At 31.7% G+C, this 20,401-nt stretch carries 9 protein-coding genes; all 9 read right to left on the reverse strand.

Features of this window, described 5'->3' with window-relative positions; all coding sequences use genetic code 11:
- Window positions 1-8,300: amino acid adenylation domain-containing protein (locus ACKTSW_RS08100; protein WP_408024775.1), on the reverse strand; the 8,300-nt coding region annotated here is incomplete at its 3' end.
- Between the two features lie 121 nt (window positions 8,301-8,421).
- A complete protein-coding gene (locus tag ACKTSW_RS08105) occupies window positions 8,422-9,063 on the reverse strand; it encodes a 4'-phosphopantetheinyl transferase family protein (RefSeq protein WP_408024776.1) in 642 nt (213 codons plus the stop codon).
- An 89-nt stretch (window positions 9,064-9,152) separates the two neighbouring features.
- Complete coding sequence (locus ACKTSW_RS08110) at window positions 9,153-9,755, reverse strand: hypothetical protein (RefSeq protein ID WP_408024777.1); 603 nt, start codon at window positions 9,753-9,755, stop codon at window positions 9,153-9,155.
- Between the two features lie 10 nt (window positions 9,756-9,765).
- On the reverse strand, window positions 9,766-10,476 hold the full coding sequence (locus ACKTSW_RS08115) for a thioesterase II family protein (RefSeq protein WP_408024778.1): 711 nt from the start codon (window positions 10,474-10,476) through the stop codon (window positions 9,766-9,768).
- 19 nt (window positions 10,477-10,495) lie between these two features.
- Window positions 10,496-12,169, reverse strand: coding sequence for a cyclic peptide export ABC transporter (locus tag ACKTSW_RS08120; RefSeq protein ID WP_408024779.1), 1,674 nt, complete (start codon window positions 12,167-12,169; stop codon window positions 10,496-10,498).
- Between the two features lie 30 nt (window positions 12,170-12,199).
- Window positions 12,200-14,077, reverse strand: a complete 1,878-nt coding sequence (gene asnB, locus ACKTSW_RS08125) for an asparagine synthase (glutamine-hydrolyzing) (RefSeq protein ID WP_408024780.1) — start codon at window positions 14,075-14,077, stop codon at window positions 12,200-12,202.
- Between the two features lie 190 nt (window positions 14,078-14,267).
- Window positions 14,268-16,337 (reverse strand): hypothetical protein, encoded by a 2,070-nt coding sequence (locus tag ACKTSW_RS08130; RefSeq protein ID WP_408024781.1) that lies wholly within the window; start codon window positions 16,335-16,337, stop codon window positions 14,268-14,270.
- A gap of 20 nt (window positions 16,338-16,357) precedes the next feature.
- Window positions 16,358-18,109, reverse strand: coding sequence for a carbamoyltransferase family protein (locus ACKTSW_RS08135; protein ID WP_408024782.1), 1,752 nt, complete (start codon window positions 18,107-18,109; stop codon window positions 16,358-16,360).
- 43 nt (window positions 18,110-18,152) lie between these two features.
- Window positions 18,153-20,401: condensation domain-containing protein (locus ACKTSW_RS08140; protein ID WP_408024783.1), on the reverse strand; the 2,249-nt coding region annotated here is incomplete at its 5' end.

The following is a 20,401-nucleotide window of genomic DNA, read 5'->3' on the forward strand; positions in this document are numbered from 1 at the left end:
AATTGATCTAAAAACCATAATCTTCGTTGTGCATAAGATAAAGGATAACTCTCTTGTATTGATGCTACTGGAATTGACTCATAAGAAGATTTCTCCATCGTTGCCAATATGTTTGATTGCTCTTCCAATATTGGATACATGAATATTTCTTTTAATCCTATCGATACTGAAAACTCTTGTTGAATTCTACTAGCTATTTGAACTCCTTTTAATGAGTGTCCGCCGAGTTCAAAAAAGTTGTCTGTAATACCAATTGCTTCTACTTTTAATACCTTTTTCCAAATATTAATAAGCTTCTGGTCTCTCTCATTTCTAGCTTCTCTATATACTTTTTCTTGTACCTGAATTGGATCGGGTAACTCCTTCCTTGCTATTTTACCATTCGTTGTCATTGGCAACGATTCTAATGCTACAAAATATGTCGGAACCATATAGTCTGGTAGCTCTTTTCGTAATGCTTCACGCAAACTAGCTTCTGAACAAGTTCCTGTAAAGTAAGCCGCTAAATGTTGTGTGTTGTGAGATTTGTAACCTACCACATAACTGTCATACACCCCTTTAACCTGTAACATAGCATTGGCTACTTCCTGAGTTTCTACACGATATCCGCGTATTTTTAATTGATCATCTTTGCGGCCTATAAAATGAATATTTCCTTCATTATCCCAATATCCAAGATCTCCTGTTTTGTATAGTTTCCCTTCTCCAAAAGGGTTCTCTATAAAACGTTCTGCTGTAAGTTCAACTTGATTGTGATAACCTACTGCGACTCCTCTTCCTCCTAAATATAATTCGCCTATTACAAATTTTGGTTGTAATGCCAAATCAGCATTACAGATATAAATACTTCTATTTGATATTGGTGAACCAATACAATTAGAAACACTCGTTTGTTTTAGTTTATAATAACTCGTACAAACGGTACCTTCTGTAGGTCCATAAGTATTATATATTGCTACTCTTGATGAATAGTTTGAAACATATTCTAATTGTAATGCATCTCCCCCGCTAATTAAAACACGTAATGACGGGAGATTGTTACTTTCTAATAGTTCATTAACACCTTGTATTACCAATGGTGTACTACTAAGTAATGTTGCTTGATGTTTTTTTGTAAGTGATACTAGCTTTGCGACATCTTTTCCTCCTAAGGTTGTTAAAACTAATTCGCCTCCAACACTAAGTATTGGGTAAATTTCTTCAACACTTGTATCAAACGAAAATGATGATTGTTGGATAACAACGTCATTTTTTGTTAGCTTAAAGTAATTTTTAAATGTTACTACATAATCAAATAACGAATCGTGATTAATAACAACTCCTTTAGGGGTACCTGTAGTTCCTGATGTGTACATTATATATGCGATATCTGTACCTATTGGTATAATTCCTTTGAAGTTATTATTGTACTTTGATAATTCTTCTGTATCTATAGTTAGTGTTGAAACAGTTGTGGTACTTACTATTCCTTCACTTTTAATAAGTACTTCTAATCCGCTATTGGATATTAAGTAGTTTTTTCGTGCTGTTGGATATTCACTATCAATTGGTACATAGGCTCCTCCTGATTTTAAAACGCCAAGCATTCCTATAATCATATCAAAGCCGCGATTGGTCATTAAGCCTATTACGCTTCCTCTTTGTACATTATAGTCTTTTATTAATTGATCTGATAGTTGATTCGATAATGACTCTAGTTCTTCATAGGTAAGGCTTTTATCTTCATAGCTTAAACATTTTGAATTTGGTGTTTGTAACGCTTGCTTCCTAAATAACTCTATAACCGAACCTACTTCATACTGCTCTACTTTTCCTTTACTAAAGGATGCTATCGTTAATGCTTCTTGTTTCGATAGTAAACTATAATTTGTAATAGAGGTCGTTGGTTTTTCTACAACAATTGATAAAATATTTTCTAAAGCTTCTATAAAAATTTGTAGCTGTGCTTTGTTATAAATTGCCGTATTGTAACGAATAGTTAATGATAACTCATCTCCTCTTTCATTAAATTCTAAAAGTAAATCGTTAAGACTTGTTGGTGTTTCTATCGTTTCACTAGTAATATTTACACCTTCTATTAGATCATTGAAACCTAAAGCGTTTTCAAAGTTTTGAAATAACACTAACACATCTAACAAAGGAAGTTTACCATTGTTTCGAGCTAATCCTAATTCTGAAATTAAGGTGTCAAAAGGGTATGATTGATGGTTATAACCTGCTAATAATTCTTTATGGACTATTCCTAATAAGTCTATAAAGTTGTTTTCTCTTGTAAAATCAATTCTAATAGGTAATAAATTTAAGTAATAACCTACTTGATTTTCTAAATCTTGATGAATTCTCCCTGCTGTATCTGTACCTATTATAAGGTCTGTATTTCCCGTTAATTCATAAAATAAACTACTCAATACACTCATTATGCCTGTAAACGTAGTTACATGATGAGATGCACATAATTCTTTTAGATTTTTACTAATTTTTGTGTCAAAACTATGATGTAAATAAGCTCCTGAAAAAGATAATGCATCACCACCTTGGTTCGCAAATGGTAACTCTAAACTTGGTAATTCTCCCGAAAATCGCTCTAGCCAATAAGCACGTGAAGTTTCATAAGCTCCGCTTGATTCATAATTTTTATACCAAGTAACATAATCTTTGTATTGTATACGAAGCGGTGGAAGTGGTGACTGGTTACCTAAACTGTAGGTTTTATATAAAGACTGTAATTCTTTACTAATAATATCAATAGACCAACCATCACTAATAATATGATGAATTACAAAAACAAAATAGTAGTGAGATGAAGATACCTTGATTAAATCTACTCGTAATAATGGCCCTTCTGATAAATCAAAACTACTGTTAGCTATACTAAACGCATGAGACTTTGCTTCTTTAATAGGCTCTGACTCATTACTAAAATCTAACATACCAACTTCAAAATCAAATGTCGAAGAGGGTATGATATATTGATAAACTTCATCTCCTGTTACCCTAAAAACTGTTCGTAAACTATCATGACGATTTACAATCGTATTCATAGATTTTATAAAAGCTGTTGGATTGAAGGTTTTACTTCCTAACTCAATATCACACAACCAACATAAGTTAAATGATTGCTTTGCTACTCCTAATTGATCTAAAAACCATAATCTTCGTTGTGCATAAGATAAAGGATAACTCTCTTGTATTGATGCTACTGGAATTGACTCATAAGAAGATTTCTCCATCGTTGCCAATATGTTTGATTGCTCTTCCAATATTGGATACATGAATATTTCTTTTAATCCTATCGATACTGAAAACTCTTGTTGAATTCTACTAGCTATTTGAACTCCTTTTAATGAGTGTCCGCCGAGTTCAAAAAAGTTGTCTGTAATACCAATTGCTTCTACTTTTAATACCTTTTTCCAAATATTAATAAGCTTCTGGTCTCTCTCATTTCTAGCTTCTCTATATACTTTTTCTTGTACCTGAATTGGATCGGGTAACTCCTTCCTTGCTATTTTACCATTCGTTGTCATTGGCAACGATTCTAATGCTACAAAATATGTCGGAACCATATAGTCTGGTAGCTCTTTTCGTAATGCTTCACGCAAACTAGCTTCTGAACAAGTTCCTGTAAAGTAAGCCGCTAAATGTTGTGTGTTGTGAGATTTGTAACCTACCACATAACTGTCATACACCCCTTTAACCTGTAACATAGCATTGGCTACTTCCTGAGTTTCTACACGATATCCGCGTATTTTTAATTGATCATCTTTGCGGCCTATAAAATGAATATTTCCTTCATTATCCCAATATCCAAGATCTCCTGTTTTGTATAGTTTCCCTTCTCCAAAAGGGTTCTCTATAAAACGTTCTGCTGTAAGTTCAACTTGATTGTGATAACCTACTGCGACTCCTCTTCCTCCTAAATATAATTCGCCTATTACAAATTTTGGTTGTAATGCCAAATCAGCATTACAGATATAAATACTTCTATTTGATATTGGTGAACCAATACAATTAGAAACACTCGTTTGTTTTAGTTTATAATAACTCGTACAAACGGTACCTTCTGTAGGTCCATAAGTATTATATATTGCTACTCTTGATGAATAGTTTGAAACATATTCTAATTGTAATGCATCTCCCCCGCTAATTAAAACACGTAATGACGGGAGATTGTTACTTTCTAATAGTTCATTAACACCTTGTATTACCAATGGTGTACTACTAAGTAATGTTGCTTGATGTTTTTTTGTAAGTGATACTAGCTTTGCGACATCTTTTCCTCCTAAGGTTGTTAAAACTAATTCGCCTCCAACACTAAGTATTGGGTAAATTTCTTCAACACTTGTATCAAACGAAAATGATGATTGTTGGATAACAACGTCATTTTTTGTTAGCTTAAAGTAATTTTTAAATGTTACTACATAATCAAATAACGAATCGTGATTAATAACAACTCCTTTAGGGGTACCTGTAGTTCCTGATGTGTACATTATATATGCGATATCTGTACCTATTGGTATAATTCCTTTGAAGTTATTATTGTACTTTGATAATTCTTCTGTATCTATAGTTAGTGTTGAAACAGTTGTGGTACTTACTATTCCTTCACTTTTAATAAGTACTTCTAATCCGCTATTGGATATTAAGTAGTTTTTTCGTGCTGTTGGATATTCACTATCAATTGGTACATAGGCTCCTCCTGATTTTAAAACGCCAAGCATTCCTATAATCATATCAAAGCCGCGATTGGTCATTAAGCCTATTACGCTTCCTCTTTGTACATTATAGTCTTTTATTAATTGATCTGATAGTTGATTCGATAATGACTCTAGTTCTTCATAGGTAAGGCTTTTATCTTCATAGCTTAAACATTTTGAATTTGGTGTTTGTAACGCTTGCTTCCTAAATAACTCTATAACCGAACCTACTTCATACTGCTCTACTTTTCCTTTACTAAAGGATGCTATCGTTAATGCTTCTTGTTTCGATAGTAAACTATAATTTGTAATAGAGGTCGTTGGTTTTTCTACAACAATTGATAAAATATTTTCTAAAGCTTCTATAAAAATTTGTAGCTGTGCTTTGTTATAAATTGCCGTATTGTAACGAATAGTTAATGATAACTCATCTCCTCTTTCATTAAATTCTAAAAGTAAATCGTTAAGACTTGTTGGTGTTTCTATCGTTTCACTAGTAATATTTACACCTTCTATTAGATCATTGAAACCTAAAGCGTTTTCAAAGTTTTGAAATAACACTAACACATCTAACAAAGGAAGTTTACCATTGTTTCGAGCTAATCCTAATTCTGAAATTAAGGTGTCAAAAGGGTATGATTGATGGTTATAACCTGCTAATAATTCTTTATGGACTATTCCTAATAAGTCTATAAAGTTGTTTTCTCTTGTAAAATCAATTCTAATAGGTAATAAATTTAAGTAATAACCTACTTGATTTTCTAAATCTTGATGAATTCTCCCTGCTGTATCTGTACCTATTATAAGGTCTGTATTTCCCGTTAATTCATAAAATAAACTACTCAATACACTCATTATGCCTGTAAACGTAGTTACATGATGAGATGCACATAATTCTTTTAGATTTTTACTAATTTTTGTGTCAAAACTATGATGTAAATAAGCTCCTGAAAAAGATAATGCATCACCACCTTGGTTCGCAAATGGTAACTCTAAACTTGGTAATTCTCCCGAAAATCGCTCTAGCCAATAAGCACGTGAAGTTTCATAAGCTCCGCTTGATTCATAATTTTTATACCAAGTAACATAATCTTTGTATTGTATACGAAGCGGTGGAAGTGGTGACTGGTTACCTAAACTGTAGGTTTTATATAAAGACTGTAATTCTTTACTAATAATATCAATAGACCAACCATCACTAATAATATGATGAATTACAAAAACAAAATAGTAGTGAGATGAAGATACCTTGATTAAATCTACTCGTAATAATGGCCCTTCTGATAAATCAAAACTACTGTTAGCTATACTAAACGCATGAGACTTTGCTTCTTTAATAGGCTCTGACTCATTACTAAAATCTAACATACCAACTTCAAAATCAAATGTCGAAGAGGGTATGATATATTGATAAACTTCATCTCCTGTTACCCTAAAAACTGTTCGTAAACTATCATGACGATCTACAATCGTATTCATAGATTTTATAAAAGCTGTTGGATTGAATTTCCCTTTGATTTCTGAAATACTTGCAATGTGAGCTGCTGTATTTTGATTGAACTGGTGAAACATCCAAAACCTTTTTTGCCCTTGCGTTAATGGGTATTTTGATTTTACTTCAGTAGCTTTAATTTGGTCTATGTATTCAAGGTTTTCATTCTTAAGGTACTCTGTTAATGCTGTTACACTTGCATTCTTAAAAAGTGTTTCTATTGATATTTGATACCCTAATTGGTGAATCCTTGATAATAATGCTGTTGCTTTTAGACTATTAAATCCGTCTGTAAAGAAGTTTTGAGAAACTTTTAAAGTATTATTTTTCAATATACTTTTTGCTATTGACCATAGTTTCTCTTCTAATGAATTAGAGTTTTTATTTTCTCTTTTTATTAGTTGCTGTTCTAATTGAGCAACCTCTTGAATTTGACCTTGATAATCTCCGTTAAGGTATTGTTGTACTAATTGATAGTGTTGAACCTTTCCACTTGTTGTTTTTGGAATACTTCTTACTGCAATTACTTGTTCTACTGATATATTCAGTTCATTAAGTACTTCTCTTTTTATATTCCAAGCCATGGATATAAACTCCTCTGTAACACGGCGTTGTTGAACAAAAATTAGTAATTCCTCTGAATGGTTTATATCTTTTCTAGCACTACATGCAACTACAACTCCTGGTTTTAAATGAAGTTTTTCAGATACAATCTCTTCAATATCTTGTGGATATATATTTTGACCATTGATAATAATTAAATTTTTAGCTCGTCCAGTTATAACCAAGGCTCCTTCATATAAAAAACCTAAATCACCTGTTCTGTGCCAATAATCTTTTGTTTTACATGCTACACTTGTTTCTAAGTCATTATAATACCCTTGTGTTACATTTGCTCCTTTAATTTGAATGTGCCCAATATGTTTATCGTCAAGTACTTTATCAAAATCATTTGTTATTCGAAGCTGACATTGTTCTATTGCTCTTCCAACTTGTACAAAAGAAGTACTGTTAGAATCACATGAATCATTTACTTCTACTATTTTATCTCCAACTTTTAAGTAATCACGGTCTACAAAGTAGCTTTTAAAAGGTTTTCCTACAATTGGAAGTGTGACTGCTACACATGCTTCTGCCAAACCATAGCCAGGATACAATACAGATGATGATAATTGAAACTGATCCATTTCTTGTAAAAATTGATTACACAATTTCCATGAAATTGGTTCAGCCCCATTGTATATAATTCGAACACTGGAAAGGTTCCAATCAATTGCATTTTTTGTTGTAGCAATTGCTGATAGTATGTATTGGAAACCAAAATTTGGGGAATAAAGTAGACTCGCTTTATGTTCGCTTGCTTTTTCCATCCATAGTAATGGTCGCCTTATAAAAAGTGTAGTTGGTAAAAGAAATTGTTCTATTTTCTTTAACGTACATGATAGATGAAAACAAATAAGTCCCATATCATGTGTAAGCGGTAACCAACTTAGTGAACGATCTGATTTGATAATTTGTGAACGACTAGCAATATCAACAATGTTTGCTACTAGGTTTGCATGTGTAAGTACAACTCCTTTAGGGTTACCTGTAGAACCTGATGAGAATTGAATATATGCAATATCATCTGGAAGAATGCTGGTATCTATAGTTCCTTGTGATTTTTCCAAAATTGCGTCAGTAGTAACTAATGTTGCTTTTGCTATTTTGTGATATGCTACGTCAGTAACTTCATCACTTTTATCAGATAACATTTTGTCCAATAAGTCTTTGTCACATACTAGGAAAGGGTTATTCAGTTTTTTCCAAATATTATATAGTTTATGCTTGTGTCCTGCTTGTCTTCCAATAGCAACAGGAACTGGAATCATTTTTCCTAAGATACATGCCCAAAAAACTTGTAAAAAATCTGCATTATCACTTATTTGAATCACAACTTCATCACCTGATTGCACTCCAAAACCTTGTAGGTTATGCAGTGTAAACAATGCTTTGTTCTTCAATTCTTGATACGAATGCGTCAATTCGTCACTTGATGAACGAATAAATGTAACCCCAGTTTTTGCTAATGCAGCATTTTCTAGAACATCTACTAAAGTAGTATTACTGTACATAAGATATTATAATATTACTCCCTCTTGCGTGTATTGCAAAAGCGAAAAATCTATTCTTTAAGAATTTGACTTATTTTTGAGAATGTTTGAATCGTTTATAAGCTTTTATGAAAAATTCAGCTTATATATATTCCTTTTGTATTAAGACTATAGGGAAGTTATATGGCTCTTTGGTAGCTATATGAGCTATATATTTTTCAGAAAGTAATACCTCTTTTAAGTACCACTTTCCATTATTTACTATAGTTGCATGATTTGCCGTAATTTCAATGTTTTTTAGCGGAATATTTAATCCGTCTCCGACAGCCTTTACCAAAGCTTCTTTTTTTGTCCAATAGGTGTAAAAAGTATGGTACTCTTTTGGCTCTTTGTAGATTGCTTCGGTTTCTTTTGGTGTCCAACAATCATAAAAATCTGTTTTATCAATAGGTTTAATTTTTTCAACATCTATTCCAACACTACCTTGCATGTTAATTACACAAGTTACTAAAGTTTCAGAGTGTGAAATGTTAAAATCTATTTTTTCAGAAATATACGGTCTACCGTATTGGTTATATTTTAATATAGAAAGATCAACATTAGGTAGTCCAATATCTTTTAAGGCTTGTATCAGAAGTAATTTACCTACTAAAGAAGTATGGGCATCTTCCCAGTTTTTATAGCTACGGATTTTTTGTTGAATAACAGGAGGCATCTGGTTAAGATACCTTTGATAATTTCCTGTAGTTAGCGGCTGATTTAATTTAGTATAATAAACTCGCATAGAATTTTTATACTAATACTAAAATGTATTTAAAAAAGCTTTTTTAAATACATTTTAGTATTATTTGGTTATCGTTTATAAATAGTTTTTTACTCTCCCGTTCCTACTTCAAAAAGTGTAAAAACTGGCCCTTGACTTCCTTTTGTGTTGATAATAAATGGAAGGTCTCTGTTATTTAAAATCCAGTATGCCAATTCTCCTTCTTTTTCAACTACATATATAGCATCTATAATTTTTTTTCCTATTTTAATTTCTTCTCCCTTAGGCATATTTTTCAATTCAAAAACTTTATCATCATATGTTGCTGTTTTTTTACTTTTTATTTCATCAAAAAATTTTCTTGACACAGAAAATATAGTTTGATCTTTTGGAAGTATTCTTTCTTCTGAAGGGTTTAAAGGTTGCCAATTAAGGTATTCTCCTTTTTCAAGCCCGTCCTCAGAAATAATCCATTTTCCTGAAATCTTCTTTTTTCCATTAACCATAGTGTATTCTAAAGTAACCTCTTCATCATTCATCTCTTTAATTTCTAATGGAAATAATACTTTACTTCCTTTAGGCCCCATTGCTGAGTAAGTTAACACTAAATTAGTTTTAATGTCTAATTTTGTTTTCTTTTGAGCTGTTACTGAAGTGATAACAAATAATGTTACTAATACTGTTGCTGCTAAGTTTTTAATGTTTATGTTCATAATATGAATTTTAATAATTATTCAATAAGGTTTTTGTTTTTATATAATAGTTAAATAATGCTGTTATTTCTTTTTTATGATCGAAAATGAAAAAATGATTCCCTTCAAATTCTTTAATATCTATTGTGTGTGTCGTTTCTTGTTGCCAATCTTTTGCTTCTTGCCATGTTACTTTATCTTTGTTACCTATAAGCACAGTAATTGGTATATTTAAAGAGTCTTGCTTTTTGTATTTGTAGGTTTCTATTACTTTAAAATCAGCTCTTAAAGAAGGTTCAAAAATTGCCATTAGTTCATCATTTTGTAAAATTTCTTCTGGACATCCTCCCATTTTTCTAATCTTTTCAACAAATTCATCTTTTGGTAAATCATTGTAAAAAGGTGGTTTTCTTTCAACTTTTGGAGCTCTACAACCAGAAACAAATAAATGAAGTGGATTAGGGAAATCGCTTTTATCTATTTTATGCGCCAATAAATACGTTAGAATTGCTCCCATACTATGCCCAAAAATAGCATACGGTTTAAACTCATTTCCTTTTAATTGTTCGAATAAATCATCTACTATCTTATGAATATCTATTTGTAATGGTTCTTCAAATCTTTTGCCTCTTCCTGGAAGTTCTAGTGTAATTAAGTTTATACTTTTACTTATATATTCTTCAAAAGGGATATAGGAATATTTGTTTCCTCCTGCAAAATGTAAACAAAATAAATTTACCATGTTTAATTCTTTTTCCTACTTAATTTATAGTCTTTACTCCTTCATTAGTCATAAATTGTGCCAAGTTGTCTTTATCGCTTACTATTTTTCCGAAATTAAATTTGATAACTCTAGTTGCTCTATCAAAATATTCATCATCATGTGTAATAGCTATAATTGTTTTTCCTTGCTTTTTAAGACGTGGCAGTATTTCTTCATAGAAATATTTTCTAAATCTTGGGTCTTGCTCAGCTGCCCATTCATCAAGTACAATAATATCTTTATCTTCCAATAGAGCATATATAAGTGCTAACCTTTTTTGTTGTCCTTTCGATAAGTTTTTATCAAATGTATTTCGTTCTTTATCAAGGTGAAGAACATCTTCCATCTTCATCATATTAATATGAGACCTTAATATTTCGTTATCTTCTTTTAGCTCAAACTCATCGTAATTTTCACTAAAGATATAATTTGTTGTAAATACTGCTGAAATTTTATCACTATAATACATTAATTGACTTGAATCAATTTTTTGATTATTAAAATAAACTTCACCTTCATATGGTTCATATAATCCTGTGAGCAGGTTTCCAAATGTACTTTTACCACTTCCATTCCCTCCAGTAATAAATATGATTTCTCCTTTTTTGATAGTTAGGTTTATTGGTTGTAAGTAAAATTTCTGATTCTTCTCTTCATTATTATAGAAATAGGTTACATCTTTAAATCTTATTTCTTCAAATGGTTGCGAGTTTTCTAATTTACTTGGAACGATGCTGTCTTGAATTGGATCTAACATTTGTTCAATAAGATTTAGACGTTGCGCTGATATTTTAACCATTGTATAAGTTGGAATTAAAGTAATTAAAACAGCTACAGGACCAATTAAATATAAAATTGTAACCAAAAAAGCTGTTGTCTTCTGTGTATTTACATTAAAGTAACCTGGTAACACAAACATTATTATTCCTAAAATAATGTACCAACTGTAATATCCTGTTAACTCATTATCCATGTACTTTACAGAAGTATCTATAGCTATATTTTTTCCTTTAACTCTATTTTTTACTAAGAACTTATTAAAGATATTATTGTTTCTCAAAACTCCCATTTTTAATTCTTTGAAGCCTTGTAACATATCTGCTAAATATTGATAATATGTATTTTGTAAATCTCTTCGCTCATTTAGCTCTTTTTCTATAGCATTGTTTCTAATTAAATAGAAAACAAGTAATAATACCATAGTTGCCACTACTAGACTTGCTCCTATTGGAGAAATATAAAAAAGATAACCAAAACAACAAAGAATTACTATAAGTGAATTAAAACCATTCATAAATACTTCTGGAACACTCCCTAGTACTTTTGTATCATTAATTGCAGTATATATTTTTTCATTTCCTATTTCTTCAAAATCTTGATAAGAAGCCATACGTAACTTTTTTAGAATCATAATTTCAAAATCGAACAATAAATTATTGGTTAATTTTATCATGTATGTTTGAAAGAAACGAGAGCATACTAACGATGCTAAAATTATAGCAATAAAAAGTGCCCAGTCATATTCTGGAAAAAAAGGAATAGGTTCGTTTATTATTGTATTATTTATAAAAATTAATAATCCAGCATTAAGAATACTATTAAAGATTCCTAGAATTAACATAAAGCCCAAGGCTTTTTTGGATTTATTTAATAATGTTTTGACAAAATTCATTTAGTATTTTTTTAAGAATGAAGAGTAAGTTTATGAAGCATTTGGCACATCAAAAACATCGATAAACATATTGAATGTTAGTACAATAATTAACAAATCTAAATCATAAGGTGGGTTTAAGATAAATCCGTCTCTACTATACATTTTTTTAAGACGTTCTACTGTATCTGGATTAAAATATCCTTGCCTTTTGATACGATCGTACGATAGTAATTCATTCACCCACTCGCTATTTGTTTTTAATAAATGTGGGCTACCTGGTGCAACAAACCCAAATTTTTCTCGGTTAATTATTTCAGAAGGCACATACTTTTGTGCTACTTTTTTTAATATATACTTCTCTTGCATATCTTTTACCATCAATGATGGAGGTATTGTTTTAGCAAAATTGATAAGGTCTACATCTAAAAACGGATAACGCCCTTCTACATTATTGGCTAAAGTCATACGATCTCCATGATCTGCAATTAAGTGACCTCCTAACCTTAACTTGAAATCCACATAAGAACGTTGATGAAAATGATGCCTGTCTTTTATACGCGAGTGGTCAATAGCAGATTCATTTAAGCAATCAAAATCTTTATACGACTTGTTTAATAGTGGAGAATACAATGCTTGTTTCGTTTCTCTAAATTCATTTTCATTTTTTTCGTATATAAAATCTGGATTTCCCCAAAGCTTTTTCCTAACCTCATCTTCTCGTAGGTGTTCTAAATCTTTATAACCTATGTTTCCTTCACGTCTTCCGTCAAATTTATATCCTGCATATCCTCCAAATAATTCATCAGCTCCTTCTCCTGAAAGAACTACCTTAATTTTTTCACTTTTTGCTCGTTCAGATAAAGCTATTGAACAAATATTATAAGTTTCTTTTAATGGAGATTCTGAATAGTATATTACATTTCGTAGCTTACTTTCAAAATCGTCCCATTTAAATGGTACTTCATTGTGTTTTGAATTTACCTTTTCACTTAGTAAACGTTGAAAACGTTGTTCATTAATATCTTTGTTTTCTGTGTTTGGAAAACATATAGAAAATGAATTAAATTCTTTTGTTTTATCTAAATGACGCATCATTCCACCAATCATAGATGAATCTAATCCACCACTAAGATAGAAACCTACAGGAACATCAGCATTTAAACGATAGTTTACCGATTTTAAGAGTAAGTCATTTAAGTTTTCTATATAATATTCTTCTGATTTCTCACCGTAATCATAATCTTTTGTAGGATAATCAAGATTCCAATATTCTTTAACTTCTAGTTTATTATTCTTTAAAACAGCATAGTGTCCAGGCTCTAAACTTTTTACATCATCAAAAAATGTAATTGGCGCAATATTCGCTGGGAAAGTAAAAATTTGATCTAACCCTTTATGATCAATTCTTCGAGTTACATCTGGATGCTCTAAAACAGACTTTATCTCTGAACCATATACCAAAGCATGATTCAATTTAGCATAAAAAAGAGGACAAATTCCAAAGTGATCTCTTGCCATAAATAAAACCTCATTTCGTTTATCATACAAACAAAAAGCAAATTGACCATTAATCATGTTCAAAAACTCTGTTCCATATTCCATATAGAGGTATACGATAACTTCAATATCACAGTTTGTCTTAAATGTATATCCTTTACTCTCCATTTTTTGACGCAATTCTCTGTAATTGAATATTTCTCCATTACATGTCAATACAATTGACTTATCAGGACTAAAAAAAGGCTGCATTCCGTGACTTAAATCAATAATACTTAGCCTTACAAAACCTAAGCCAACATGACCGTCGATATGACAAGCTGAATCATCAGGACCACGGTGTTGTATCTTATCGGTCATTCTAATTATAACCCTTTCATCAGCAACATGATCCCTATCAAAATTATAAATTCCACTTATTCCACACATATTTTATAAATTGGTATATTTTATATTGATACTACTTATCATTTAAAGTTGATAAAGTATCCTCATTCCTCTACCTTAATAGATTATTCGTTTATATTATTTTTAAATTAGAGTAAGGTAATTCTTTCGTATAGTTCATCTTTTACTATCATGTAAAGACTATTTTATACATTAAGCAACTCTTTTGTTTTTACCTTCCTGAAACTGTCATATTACAAACCTCTCCAAAAACACGGAAAGCAGCATCTAATATTGCTGTAGAAGAATTATTGTTCTGATTCTCTTTAGCTGTAGCAACTATTGGCCATTTAATCTTAACTACATTAACACCACTTTTAAGAGCACTAGACAAGACGTTTATATTATACGTTTTCCAGCTACTGCTAACTACTGCTTTAGTTACCTCTGTATTATTTACATAAATGGTTACTTCTTCCTTATCCTCTTTAACAATTCTTGGAATACGTAAAGAGATAGTTAGGTCTGCGTCGTTCTTTGCATCTGAGACAAAGAAAAAGTCAGATTTAATATCCCTTGCTTGTAAAAATGCTGTTTTTTGCCCTTGATACTCGTCATATGATGTAGCGTGGTAATAATTTTGTAATAAATTAATACGTCTATTTTTTATATTATGCTCATCCAAACGAATTTTTAGTAAATAATCAGTAATATCAACTCCATTAGATTTTAATACAGTTGTCATAGCATCCACCAATTCAAGTTCCATATTTTTCATATTTCTTGCTGGAACTAAGGCATGCACATATCTATCTAACTTAGTATTATCTTCAAGAATTTTTTCTAAAGATTTACATACATTATTAGCTGCGCCTCTACTTATCATATCACAGTAATACACCATTGTTTTTGCAATATCTTTCCATTTCGATAATGCTTCTGAACAGTGATGCAAAAGAATATCATATGATTGCCCCCAGTGTGCATTGTGTATTGCTGCAAATAAATGCCCTAACGCAACTACTTCATTTGAAGGTACTATACTTGTTACATCTTTGTGTGTATCTCTTTCATCGTTAAACTGTTGTAATACTACTTTATACACTGCATTCATAGCAACTTGAATTCCTGTAACACTAAAGTGACAATAGTCTAAAAATAAATCTCTTCCTGGAACTTTACCCTCTAAGTGTGCTTTAAAAATTGCTGGTAAGTCAATCACTTCAATTCCGTGATTTTTTGCTTTTGCTAAAATGGTTTCTTGTACTATTTTAAAAGTTCTTGGCTTACTATTTGTTCTACAGAAAAGAGCTGTATCTCTCGCCATTTCTAAATAATACCTTGCTTCTTTATAAGCTTCATTTTTAATACTACAATCAGCTAAGAGTTCAAACCCATAAGGGTGACTTGGATCAATTTCTACCATTTTTTTAGCTTCAGTAGTACAAGTATTTATATCACCTGAAGCAAGATGAACTTCTGCACTTTCTTTAGCTTCAATCCACATTTTTAATTTTTCATAAGGCAATTCTGAAACTACGCGTTCTCCTGGCGTGCTTCTACAGTCTAAGAGATTAAACTCTGGAATTGCAAATGCAACAGGAACATTTTTTTCTTTTGAAATTCCTCCTACATATGCTAAAAAATCATCAACAATTGAGCTGAAATATGTTTCAATTAATGGTTTTGCTACGGCAATCCCATCTTTACCCTGAGTAAGCTCTTGTAATGCTTCTTGCTTGTCTTGACTGTCTCCAATTTCAATTAGTAAGTCTTCGCGCCAATTGTTTCCTGCTAAAAACACCACCATATCTGGCTCTAAATCCATACACTGAGTATAACGTTCTTTGATCCCTGCCATACCTAAATTGGTTTCGGCTAAATCAACAAGTTCGTATCCAAAACTGTCCTTGTTTGAGTTTAATAATTGATCCAACACAATTGCTGGTGTATATTCTGGGTCTAATAAAAAACCTCTCGTAACTGACTCTCCTAATAAAACAATACGTTTTTTTTCAGATTTTGGTGGAATACTTTGTACATCTGCAAAATAACTCCACCTATCTTTTAGTAAGATATCTCTTTGATAGTGTTTTTTTCCACCTTTCAATTCTGGTTTGTATATACCTACATGTGACTTAAAAGGGTTTTCTGAAGTCGAAGCAGCTTCTTCTTTTTGCTGTTCTGTATACCCAAGCTTTTCCATTAAGTCGAAAGCTTTTTGTTTATTTTCTTCTGTAATAGGTAATAGTGTTGCTAAGTCTGTCGCTACTGCTTTATGTAATTCTGATGGTCTTGACATGATTTTTTCTTTTTTTAGGATTAAATAAATGTATATACATTAGGATTTAACTCAAAGCGTCCTCTTTCTGTAAAGTTATTGTTTATCATTTCCAGCATGGTAATTTCATTCCCTTCTTTATCAATAATGAAGTCTTCTAAAACTAAGCAGTCTATATCTGTTGTAATAAAACATATCAAAGCATCTTCTGGCGTACATACAATTGGTTCATCTTTTATATTAAATGATGTGTTTAGTAGAATTGGACAATTAGTTAATTTATCAAACTCACGTAGTAATTGTAAAAACCTTGGATTTTGTTCGTTAACTGATTGAATTCTAGCAGAATTATCAACATGTGTTATAGCTGGCATATCTATTGGTGATTTTACCTGACATGTTTCCAACATAAAAGGTGATGGATGATCTATATCAAAATGCTCGTACATTTTATCTTCTAATACCGCTGGTGCAAACGGTCTAAACCCTTCTCTCTTTTTCACCATAGCATTGATACGGTCTCTCATATCTAATACACGTGGATCTGCTAAGATAGAACGTGCACCTAATGATCTTGGTCCAAACTCCATTCTACCATTATACCATCCAATTACTTTTCCTTTTGCTAATTTTTCTGCAACTTTTTCAAGTGCATTTTTCTCTGTTCTACAATCATCATACTTTAATGATGTTGCGCTTAATAGATTTTCAATATCTTTTCCTGTAGCTTTTGGGCCTAAGTATACATTATGAAGTGGTTCAATTTTATCATCAGGATATAATTCAGTATATGCTAAAGCTGCCGCACCCAACGCACAACCTGAATCATTTGCTGCTGGTTGCACATACATTTTTTTGAAAGGAGAATTTTTTAATATTTTACCGTTTGCTACACAGTTTAGTGCAACTCCACCTGCCATACACAAGTTATCTTCTCCTGTTTTTGAATGTAAATAATTTGCTATTTTTATCAATGTTTCTTCTAAGAAACGTTGTAAACTTTTTGCAATATCCATATGTACCTGTAACATTTCTGAATCCTTTTCTCGTACAGGTACTCCAAATAATTTAGGTAATTCATCTGAATACATACACTCACCTCTTAAAAAGTCGAAGTATTTTAAATTCAAACTGTATTGCCCATTATCATTTAGAGTTAATAACTGACGCATTTGCTCTAAGTAAATATCTTTTCCATATGGGGCTAACCCCATTACTTTGTATTCTCCACTATTAACTTTAAATCCTAGATAACTTGTTATTGTACTATACAATAATCCTAATGAGTCAGGAAACGATACCTCCTCAAAAATTTCTACCTTGTTGTTTCTCCCTGTTCCATAAGTTGTAGTTGCCCATTCTCCAACACCATCTACTGTTAAAATGGCAGCAGATTCAAATCCTGAAAAGTAAAAACTACTTGCAGCATGTGATTGGTGATGCTCATAAATCTTAATAGGTCCATCGTATCCTAATTCTTTACGAATTTGTTGTGTTACGTGTTTTGGATCCATATCGTAGATGTAATCTGTAGAAATTTTATTGCTCCCACTCCATAACTGACGTTCTGATTTTTTTACTGGATCTTCATAGTAAGCGATACAATCTATATCTGCAATACTTATACCTGCTTCTTCCAAGCAATACATAAATGCGTTTACAGGCAAGTCTGGATCATTTTTCTTTCTGGTAAACCGTTCTTCTTGAGCTGCAGCTACTAATTTCCCATTTTGAATAATACAACATGCTGAATCATGGTAAAAGGCAGAAATACCAATAATATTTTTATTCATTAGTTCTTGTTTTAAATCTTAGTTAATTATAAAATTGTGTTGGTTAAAAGTCTTTACTGATGTTAGAACCAAACAAGTTGGAAGCTAGCTCTTCTTCTTCTCGTTCTGCATCAGTTAAAAAGTCAAAATCTATGATAGGTTGTGTAGCATCTATACTTATAAGCGTAATTAGAGTTTTCATATGCTCAATAAGTTGTACTACTCGTTCTTTTTTAAATAAATCAGTATTGTATTCTATAGTACCTCCAATACTATGACCTAAATCAGCAAACTGAAACCTAAGATCACTTTTGCTAATGTTCATCTGCTCTTTTATAGGTTCGACAACAATTCCGTTCATTTCTAAATCTGATTCTCTATGTATATCTACATTCTGTAAAATCATAACAACATCAAATAAAGGAGATCTACTGAGGTCTTTCTTTAGCTTTAAATTATCAATAAGCATATCAAACGGATACTCTTGATGTTCAAAAGCTTCTAGTGCAGTTTGCTTTATTTGTGAAAGAAAATCTATATACCTTGTTGCTGGGTCAAATTGACTTCGTAATGCTAATGTGTTTAAATAGTACCCTATTTGCCCTTCTAAGTCTGGATGTTCTCTTCCTGCTATTGGCGTTCCTACAATAATATCCTCTTGTCCTGAGTAGTGATATAGAATCGTTTTTACTACAGATAGTAATCCCATAAACAGTGTGGTGTTATGCTCTTGTAGTAAATTTTTAAATTTTCTTGCTATATCTTCTGAAAATTCAAATTCTAATTCTGAACCGTTGAATGTTTGCAATGCTGGACGAGGAAAATCAGTAGGTATTAATAATGTAGGTATTTCTCCTTCAAATTGCTTCATCCAAAAGTCATGATGACTTTCTGTTCCTGTAGCAGTCAATTTTTGTGCTTTCCAAACTACATAATCTTTATACTGAATTGCTAACGGAGCTAAATTTGATGTTTCGTTTGCTTGTAATGCGTTGTAAATGGTTAAGATTTCTTTTACAAATATTTGTAATGACCATTCATCAGAAATAATGTGATGCGTAGCAAATAGTAGCATGTGTCTTTCTGGTGCTAGTTTAAGTAACTTAACTTTCATCAGCGGTCCATTTTGAAGATCAAAAGAGTAACATACTAATTTTTGTACTTCTGCATCAATTACAGCTTTACTGTTTTTTTCCTCCTGAAGGTCAATCACTTCCAATACAAAAGATTGTTCATCTATTGATTGAATTTTTTGTCTTGGCTCTCCACCTTTTAAAATGAATATTGTGCGTAAACTTTCATGGCGATCGATTACTTGCATAAGTGCTTGTCGCAATGATTCAACTTGCAATACACCTTCCATTTGGTAACGCATGAAAATATTATAGGTATTCTCTCCTTTTTGTTGTTGTGTCTCTTGAACCCACAATCTTCGTTGTGCATGTGAAAGTGCATAATCATCTTGTAATTCTACCCTTGGTATAGAACTGTATAACGCGCCTTGTGATTCTGATATTAACAAAGCTTGTGCTTTAAGATTCGGATAATTAAAGATTTCTCCTACACTCAATTGTACATCATGTTTCTTGTAGATCTGCGTGATAAGTTGCATGGCTTTTAATGATGATCCGCCTAAATCAAAGAAAGAGTCTTTTCTGCCTATACTCGTTGATGGAACACTTAATAATGATGACCAAATTAAGCTCAACGATTCTTCTATAGCTCCTTCTGGGGCTTCATAGTTACTTCCCTTCAATAATTCAGATGGCTTAGGTAACGCGCGCTTGTCTACCTTTCCATTTAACGTTAATGGGAATTCTTCTAGATATACAAAGTAATCTGGAATACTACTTCTATCTAAAGTTAGCGATAAGGATTCGCGTAATTCGCTTACGCTATATTCTCTTCCGCTATAGTAACAAAGTAGTGAATCTACCGTATTATCATTGTGAACAATTAATTCTACTTGACCTATAGCTTCTAAATTTAGTAATGCACTGCGAATTCCATCTAACTCAACACGAACTCCGTGCAACTTTATCTGATCATCAATCCTTCCTAAAATCTCTAAGTTTCCTTCTGCATCGTAACGTCCTATATCACCTGTTTTACAAACAATATCTTCGCTATCAATTACTAATGGGTTTTGTACAAATAAATGATTTGTCAATCCTGCATCTAAATATCCTTTACTTGTGTATGGACTTTTAATATATACTTCCCCGATTTCTCCCCACATACTAAGTCCACTATCATTAACAACAGCAATCATACTATTGTCAATCGATTTCCCAACAGGTAGTACGCTTCCTG

Source organism: Tenacibaculum sediminilitoris (genome assembly GCF_964513795.1).
In the GTDB taxonomy this organism is placed as follows: domain Bacteria; phylum Bacteroidota; class Bacteroidia; order Flavobacteriales; family Flavobacteriaceae; genus Polaribacter; species Polaribacter sediminilitoris.